Source organism: uncultured Rhodococcus sp. (assembly GCF_963525155.1).
GTDB lineage: Bacteria > Actinomycetota > Actinomycetes > Mycobacteriales > Mycobacteriaceae > Rhodococcus_F > Rhodococcus_F qingshengii.
This window is the reverse complement of record NZ_CAURKP010000246.1, coordinates 1-6,350: the sequence shown is the minus strand read 5'-3', so window position 1 is coordinate 6,350 and position 6,350 is coordinate 1. Positions and strand designations below refer to the sequence as shown.

The 6,350-nt window shown below is 61.4% G+C and carries 5 protein-coding genes and 1 pseudogene; 3 read left to right on the top strand and 3 right to left on the bottom strand.

All coding sequences use genetic code 11. From position 1 onward, the window contains the following. A pseudogene (locus tag RWT78_RS27155) lies at nucleotides 1–162 on the bottom strand (SAM-dependent methyltransferase); the annotation flags it as partial. 338 nt (nucleotides 163–500) lie between these two features. Between RWT78_RS27155 and rpsA the strand changes: the two are divergent. Then, nucleotides 501–1,988, top strand: coding sequence for a 30S ribosomal protein S1 (rpsA, locus tag RWT78_RS27150; RefSeq protein ID WP_003944095.1), 1,488 nt, complete (start codon nucleotides 501–503; stop codon nucleotides 1,986–1,988). Nucleotides 1,989–2,167: 179 nt separating this feature from the next. Here the strand turns inward: rpsA and RWT78_RS27145 are convergent, their stop codons facing one another. Then, on the bottom strand, nucleotides 2,168–2,383 hold the full coding sequence (locus RWT78_RS27145) for a hypothetical protein (protein WP_003944056.1): 216 nt from the start codon (nucleotides 2,381–2,383) through the stop codon (nucleotides 2,168–2,170). Nucleotides 2,384–2,542: 159 nt separating this feature from the next. Here RWT78_RS27145 and coaE point away from each other — a divergent pair, with 159 nt between their 5' ends. Next, the gene (gene coaE, locus RWT78_RS27140) at nucleotides 2,543–3,757 is read left to right on the top strand and encodes a dephospho-CoA kinase (RefSeq protein WP_047272286.1); all 1,215 of its coding nucleotides are present in this window, start codon (nucleotides 2,543–2,545) and stop codon (nucleotides 3,755–3,757) included. Nucleotides 3,758–3,761: 4 nt separating this feature from the next. Here the strand turns inward: coaE and RWT78_RS27135 are convergent, their stop codons facing one another. Next, nucleotides 3,762–4,280: a DUF402 domain-containing protein gene (locus RWT78_RS27135; protein WP_314682184.1), complete on the bottom strand. Its 519-nt coding sequence runs from the start codon at nucleotides 4,278–4,280 to the stop codon at nucleotides 3,762–3,764. An 86-nt stretch (nucleotides 4,281–4,366) separates the two neighbouring features. Between RWT78_RS27135 and uvrB the strand changes: the two genes are divergently transcribed. Next, a partial coding sequence (gene uvrB / locus RWT78_RS27130; protein ID WP_314682182.1) for an excinuclease ABC subunit UvrB occupies nucleotides 4,367–6,350 on the top strand: 1,984 nt, incomplete at its 3' end.

Below are 6,350 nucleotides of genomic sequence, written 5' to 3'. Positions count from 1 at the left end.
GTTCACGCCCAGAAACTCGCCGTGGGTTCGGTGGTAATCGTCGGCGTCGGCGTCCCACCACGCACGGCTGGCGCGGTCGCTGGCACTCGAATCGACACGGACTCGGCCGACGCCGCTGGTACCGAGAATGGAATTGGCAGCGGCATGGCGCTCGTCAGACATGAACAACACAGTAGAACGGGTGATGCGGGCGCAGGGTACCCGGGTTTGCCCGGCAAGATTGCCGACGCGTAGTCTTACTCACGCGAGTGTCTGTCATCCGACCGATTGTCTATACGAGATCTTTACCAAGGTCTCGGAATCAGTCGGACCGAGGGAGCTCGCGGTGCGCTTCCGCGGTGTGGAATGTGATCCGGTATTCGGTTGTTCGTTATTGATGCAGCTGGGTACTTCGATCTAGTACTTCACAAAAGTACTTCCAACATTTGTACGCCACAGTTGCGCATCTCGTCCGACAAAATCCATCAACCGACCACAACTCGTCCGGAGCAATTCAACATATGCCCTCCACAACCGTCACCTCGCCGCAGGTTGCCATTAACGACATTGGCTCCGCCGAGGACTTCCTCGCCGCCATCGATGCCACGATCAAGTACTTCAACGATGGCGACATCGTCGAAGGAACCATCGTCAAGGTCGACCGCGACGAGGTTCTGCTCGACATCGGTTACAAGACCGAAGGCGTCATCCCTTCTCGTGAGCTCTCCATCAAGCACGACGTCGACCCCAATGAGGTCGTCTCCGTGGGAGATGCGGTCGAGGCTCTCGTCCTCACCAAGGAGGACAAAGAAGGTCGACTGATCCTGTCGAAGAAGCGCGCTCAGTACGAGCGTGCCTGGGGCACCATCGAGGAGCTCAAGGAGAAGGACGAGGCCGTCAAGGGCACCGTCATCGAGGTCGTCAAGGGCGGCCTCATCCTTGACATCGGTCTTCGTGGCTTCCTCCCCGCTTCGCTCGTCGAAATGCGTCGCGTCCGCGACCTCCAGCCGTACGTCGGCAAGGAGATCGAGGCCAAGATCATCGAGCTCGACAAGAACCGCAACAACGTGGTCCTGTCGCGCCGCGCATGGCTCGAGCAGACTCAGTCCGAGGTTCGCAGCGAATTCCTGCACCAGCTCCAGAAGGGCCAGGTCCGCAAGGGCGTCGTGTCCTCCATCGTCAACTTCGGTGCATTCGTGGACCTGGGCGGCGTAGACGGTCTGGTTCACGTTTCCGAGCTGTCTTGGAAGCACATCGATCACCCGTCCGAGGTTGTCGAGGTCGGCACCGAGGTCACCGTCGAGGTTCTCGACGTCGACCTGGACCGCGAGCGCGTCTCCCTGTCGCTCAAGGCAACGCAGGAAGATCCGTGGCGTCAGTTCGCCCGCACGCACGCCATCGGCCAGATCGTGCCCGGCAAGGTCACGAAGCTGGTTCCGTTCGGTGCATTCGTGCGCGTCGAAGAGGGAATCGAAGGCCTCGTTCACATCTCGGAGCTCGCTGAGCGCCACGTCGAGGTTCCGGACCAGGTTGTCGGCGTCGGCGACGATGCACTCGTCAAGGTCATCGACATCGACCTCGAGCGTCGTCGTATCTCGCTGTCGCTGAAGCAGGCCAACGAGGATTACAACGCCGAGTTCGATCCGTCCAAGTACGGCATGGCCGACTCGTACGACGAGCAGGGCAACTACATCTTCCCCGAGGGCTTCGATCCCGAGACCAACGAATGGCTCGAGGGCTTCGACAAGCAGCGTGAAGAGTGGGAGAACCGCTACGCCGAGGCTGAGCGTCGCCACAAGATGCACACCGCTCAGATGGAGAAGACCGCTGCAGACGAGGCCGCTGAGGCTGCCACCGCTGCTGCCGGCTACTCCTCGGAGACGGCTGCTGCAGACGACGCCGAGGCTCCGGCTGCTGCCGGCTCCGCTCCGGCCGAGTCCGCTGGCGGATCGCTTGCCAGCGATGCACAGCTCGCCGCACTTCGCGAGAAGCTGTCGGGCAACGCATAAGGATTACCGCTTGATCTGATCAGGCGAGATCTGTGAAGAACCCCGCCCCTGCACGCGCGGGGGCGGGGTTCTTCTCTCTGCCAGGTGTCACTTGCGAGCGAAGAATCAATTCAGTGAGTGAACACAAAAATGACCGGCACCGAAGGGTTGCCGGTCATTTTGTACTTTGTGAAGAGAACTCAGTTTGCGGGAGCAGGCACCCAGTAGGTGGCGGTCGCTTCGGCTGTGCGCTTACGCATCGACGCGAAGCTGTGTCGGCCTTGGCTCACGAGCATCGTGAACCACGTACGACGGTGCTCTGCCAGGGCAAAAGCAACTTCGGGAAACTCTATGCAGTGCACGCCGTTCGGCATTCCGAGGCGGTGCTGACCGTGATGGTCGCGATCTGCTCGCATGGCGTCCACTTTCTCGAGAAGGTGCAGGTACAGGTGCGTTCGCTAGAACATAACCGCACGGTCACCGAAATTGTGGTATTTGAGCCTCGAACGCCCCGGCGTGTTCGATCAGTAGGCGTGTCTGAATCTCTCGGGCGCGGAGATGAGAGACTGTCGAGTGTGTTGAGAGTTGGCCTCACTGGAGGCATCGGAGCCGGTAAGTCGACAGTGTCGAAAATCCTCAGCGAACTGGGAGCCGTCATCGTCGACGCCGACCTGATCGCCCGAGAAGTGGTCGAGCCCGGTACTCCGGGACTTGCCGCTCTGGTCGATGCATTCGGCGACGGGATTCTGTCCGAGGACGGCAGCCTCAACCGACCCGCGCTGGCGTCGTTGGCGTTTGCCGACGACACGTCACGCGGAACTCTCAACGGCATCCTCCACCCACTGATCGGTGCGCGGACGATGGAGCAGATTTCGTCTGCGCCGTCGGATGCAGTGCTCGTTCAAGATATTCCGCTGTTGGTCGAGGGTTCGATGGCGCCGGCATTCAATCTGGTCGTCATCGTTTACGTCGACGAGGAGGAACGAGTTCGACGCTTGGTGGGCTCGCGCGGCATGCCTGAATCCGACGCTCGTGCGCGCATCGCAGCGCAGGCAAATGACGATCAGCGTCGTGCTGTTGCCGACGTGTGGCTCGACAACAGCGGAGAGCCGGGTTCACTCGACGACGTGGTCCGCGACTTGTGGGCGAATCGACTTGTTCCCTTCGAGAAGAACCTCCGCGAGGGCACGGTAGTGCGCGCACTGCCCGAGCTGACTCCAGCCGACCCGTCGTGGCCAGCACAGGCCGAACGAATCATCGGCCGGTTGTCGTTGGCGTCCGGTGACCGCGCGCGCCGTATCGATCACATCGGATCGACCGCAGTGCCTGGTCTCGATGCCAAGGACGTGATCGACATTCAGATCACTGTCGAGCACCTCGGCGTTGCCGACGACCTCGCGGAAGATCTGGCCGCTGCCGGGTTCCCCCGGATCGAGCACATCGTCGCCGACGACCCGAAACCGTCGTACCTCGGTGGTGAGACCGATCCGGCGGTGTGGGCGAAGCGAATTCACGGAAGCGCCGATCCAGGGCGCCGCGCGAACATCCACATTCGGGTGGATGGTTGGCCGGGTCAGCAGTTCGCGATCCTCTTCCGTGACTGGCTTCGCGCCGACGCAGCGGCGCGTGCCGAATATGCCGAACTCAAGGTCAAGGCAGCCGAGAGTGCCGCCGGCATCGACGACTACGCCGCTGCGATCGATGCCTACCTGGGAGTCAAGACGCCGTGGTTCGACGCCGCTTTTCACCGAGCATGGGAGTGGGCCGAGAAATCAGGCTGGTCCCTCTAACCACTCAGCGCCACGTGACCGGCATGCCCACCGAGGTGAGCCAGGCGTCGAGATCGTGACCGTGGGCGGCGATGCCGTCGATAGCGCGGGCCGCGTTCAGCATCGCACGCTCTGACGTCTTCGGGTCGAGAATCCCGGCGGTGTTCGCCTCGAGCAATTCGTCGACGTCGAGCAATTCGACGCTGCGTCCAATCTGCACGATCAGGTCGAGGTAGTGGTCCTCGGACGTCCAGACCTGGTCGCCGCGGATGAAGTCGCCGATGTCGACATAGAAATCCCAGTCTCGGATGTGTTCCGGGGTGAAGTGCAGGATCGACGCCCGAATTCCGAGTTCGGGAATGATCCAGGACTCCAGGTAGTGAAACCGGGGATGGTCGGCGTGGCGCGCCATGTACAGCCCCCACGGTTCTTCGCGGTAGTGCTCGACCGGGCGAACGAAGCCCTTGGGGTCGACGTTGGTGCGAGCTGCGATGTCGAAGGTTTCGACCTTCGGCCGGTGAATGTGGGGACGTTCCTCGCTCATGGTCGAAGAACCTACCGCCGAACTGCATTTTCGGCTGAACGCGGACGAGCGGGCATTGTGTCGGTAGGTGCGCTTACCCTGGTTTCATGGCGTTTGCTTCCGAACATCCCGTGGTCGCGCATTCCGAGTTTCGGCCGGTTGGTGACATCGAGCGCTCAGACGCGCGCTTCGAGGTCGTCAGCCCGTACGAACCGGCAGGCGATCAGCCGGCAGCTATCGCCGAGCTGGAGAAACGGATCAACGAGGGGGAGAAGGACGTAGTCCTCCTCGGTGCGACCGGTACCGGTAAGTCGGCCACGACTGCGTGGTTGATCGAGAAGCTGCAGCGCCCGGCTCTGGTGATGGCTCCGAACAAGACTTTGGCGGCTCAGCTCGCGAACGAGCTTCGGGAAATGCTTCCCAACAACGCGGTCGAGTACTTCGTCTCGTACTACGACTACTACCAACCCGAGGCGTACATCGCCCAGACGGACACCTACATCGAGAAGGATTCGTCCGTCAACGACGATGTCGAGCGGCTGCGCCACTCGGCGACGTCCAGCCTTCTGTCACGACGGGATGTGGTCGTGGTGGCCTCGGTGTCGTGCATCTACGGCCTCGGTACGCCGCAGTCGTACCTCGATCGCTCGATTCAGCTGGACGTCGGTGTTGAGGTACCGCGGGATGCGTTCCTGCGTCTGCTCGTCGACGTTCAGTACAACCGCAACGACATGGCGTTCACGCGAGGTTCGTTCCGCGTGCGCGGCGACACGGTCGAGATCATTCCGTCGTACGAAGAGCTGGCGGTCCGCATCGAATTCTTCGGTGACGAGATCGAGGCGCTGTACTACCTCCATCCACTGACTGGTGACATCGTTCGCCAGGTCGACACGGTTCGTATCTTCCCGGCGACGCACTACGTCGCCGGCCCTGAACGCATGGAGCGTGCCGCCAAGGACATCGAGGCGGAACTCGAAGAGCGACTCGCCGAGCTCGAAGGCAAGGGCAAGCTCCTCGAGGCTCAGCGTCTGCGCATGCGTACGCAGTACGACCTCGAGATGATCAAACAGGTCGGATTCTGCTCCGGCATCGAGAACTACTCGCGCCACATCGACGGCCGTGGCCCTGGAACTGCCCCCGCAACCTTGATCGACTACTTCCCGGAAGATTTCCTTCTGGTCATCGACGAGTCGCACGTGACGGTTCCTCAGATCGGCGCCATGTACGAGGGCGATATGTCGCGCAAGCGAAACCTGGTCGAGTTCGGATTCCGGCTACCGTCGGCAACAGATAACCGCCCTCTGACTTGGGAAGAATTCAGTCAGCGGATCGGTCAGACCGTCTACTTGTCGGCGACACCAGGTAAGTACGAGTTGGGTCAGTCCGGCGGTGAGTTCGTCGAGCAGGTGATCCGCCCGACCGGACTGATCGATCCCGAGGTCATCGTCAAACCCACCAAGGGACAGATCGACGATCTCGTTCACGAAATCCGCGAGCGAGCGGAACGTGACGAGCGTGTGCTGGTTACGACGTTGACCAAGAAGATGTCGGAAGATCTGACCGATTACCTGCTCGAACTCGGTATTCGCGTCCGCTACCTGCACTCGGATATCGATACGCTCCGGCGAGTCGAGTTGCTCCGTCAGCTCCGCCTGGGGGAGTACGACGTGCTGGTCGGCATCAACCTCCTGCGTGAGGGACTCGACCTTCCCGAGGTGTCGCTGGTCGCGATTCTCGATGCCGACAAAGAAGGTTTCCTACGTAGCTCCACCAGCCTCATTCAGACGATCGGCCGAGCGGCTCGAAATGTATCCGGTCAAGTGCACATGTATGCGGACAAGATCACCGCTTCCATGGCGCAGGCCATCGAGGAAACCGAGCGACGACGCGAGAAGCAGGTCGCCTACAACGAGAAGATGGGCGTCGACCCACAACCTCTACGCAAGAAGATCGCGGACATTCTCGATCAGGTGTACGAGGAGGCAGAGGACACTGCGGCGTCCGTGGACGTCGGTGGTTCGGGTCGCAATGCGACGCGTGGTCGGCGTGCGCAGGGTGAGGCCGGTCGTGCGGTCAGTGCGGGTGTATACG